This window comes from Kitasatospora sp. A2-31 (assembly GCF_022288725.1).
Classification (GTDB): Bacteria; Actinomycetota; Actinomycetes; order Streptomycetales; family Streptomycetaceae; genus Kitasatospora.
Genome location: NZ_JAKNTA010000163.1, coordinates 1 through 1,551, shown reverse-complemented (window position 1 = coordinate 1,551; position 1,551 = coordinate 1). Strand labels below are relative to the sequence as shown.

Here is a 1,551-nt window from a genome sequence, read left to right as displayed (position 1 = left end):
CGTCGCTGGACGGCTCGAAGTGGAACCCCAACTGGTTCGGCTGCGCCACCTGCACGACGCCCCCGGTGAACGGCGCCGAGTCCGCCGCCTACGCCCCGTCCCAGATCAGCGAGAGCGGCGGCAGCCTGCACCTCAAGGCCGAGCAGAAGCCGGCCACGGTGAACGGCAAGAACTACGCGTACACCTCGGGCCTGGTCAACACCAACGGCAAGGCCCAGTTCACCTACGGCGCCTTCGAGGCCCGGATCTACCTGCCGGCGTCCGGTTCGCAGGTCGCCAACTGGCCGGCCTTCTGGACCGACGGCCAGAACTGGCCCGCCGACGGTGAGCTGGACGTGATGGAGGGCCTGAGCGGTCAGGCCTGCTACCACTTCCACTCGCCGTCCGGCGGCCCCGGCGGCTGCGCCCCGGGCAACTACAGCGGCTGGCACACCTTCGGTGCGGACTGGCAGCCGGGCTCGGTGACCTACTACTACGACGGCGTGAAGGTCGGCCAGATCACCAGCGGCATCACCTCGGCGCCGATGTACCTGATCCTCAACAACGCGGTCTACGCCTCCGGCCCGACCGTGACCCCGGCGGACATGCAGGTCGACTACGTGCGCGTCTGGCAGCACTGACCCGGTCCTGACCGGCCCGGACCGCCGTCGTGCTTCCCGGCCCACGGGTCCGACCGGCCGACCGGGCCGACGCCGGCTCAGCCCACCAGGCGGGAGAGCTCGATCGAGTGGCCGGTCCGCTCGACCTTGGCACGCAGGTAGCGGATGTTGCTGGCGGACAGGTGGACGCCGGTCGGGACCCGGCGCCCGACGGTGATGCCGAGGGCGGCCAGCTGCGCGGCCTTGTCCGGGTTGTTGCTCAACAGGTCGACGGTGCCGGCGCCGATCGCGGTGAGCATCTGGGCGGCGGCCGTGTAGTCGCGCCCGTCCTCGGGCAGACCGAGCGCGGTGTTGGCGTCGTAGGTGTCCAGGCCGGAGTCCTGGAGCGCGTAGGCGTCCAGCTTGTTGTAGAGGCCGATGCCCCGGCCCTCCTGACGCAGGTACACCAGGTAGCCGCCGGCCTCGGCGATCCGCTCCACCGACTCGCGCAGCTGGGGGCCGCAGTCGCACCGGTCCGAGCCGAACACGTCGCCCGTCAGGCACTCGGAGTGCAGCCGCACCAGCGGCGTCCCGCCCGCCGGGACCGTGCCGAGGGCGAGCGCGAGGTGCTCGGCGCCGTCGGCCAGGCCGTGGAAGGTGAAGACCTCGGCCTCGGCGCGGTAGCCGTCGGGGAAGGTCAGCGGGATGCGGACCCGGGTGCGCACGGTGGCGGTCCCGGGCAGCGGTGGGGCAGGGTGCGGCATGGGCGGGGCCTCCGTTACCGGTGTGGTGGTCGGGTGTCGACCGTACTAGGTAGTTCCAATTTGAACAACAGCGGCGGCACCGCCGGGGTGCGGCGTGAGGTGCGGCGGAGGCTGGCAACGCCGCGAAAGCGGTGGATCTTCCCGCAGGCCGCACGACGAACCGCCCGTCCCGCACGCACGGTGCGCGGGACGGGCGGTCGGTGTGGCGG

General features: G+C 72.1%; 2 protein-coding genes. One reads left to right on the top strand and one right to left on the bottom strand.

Annotated elements, in window-relative coordinates; all coding sequences use genetic code 11:
- Positions 1-620 (top strand): family 16 glycosylhydrolase (locus MCM47_RS40525; protein WP_238951806.1); only part of this gene is annotated, 620 nt, incomplete at its 5' end.
- Between the two features lie 77 nt (positions 621-697).
- Here MCM47_RS40525 and ribA read toward each other — a convergent pair.
- Positions 698-1,342 (bottom strand): GTP cyclohydrolase II, encoded by a 645-nt coding sequence (gene ribA / locus MCM47_RS40520; protein ID WP_238951704.1) that lies wholly within the window; start codon positions 1,340-1,342, stop codon positions 698-700.
- Between the last annotated feature and the right edge of the window lie 209 nt (positions 1,343-1,551).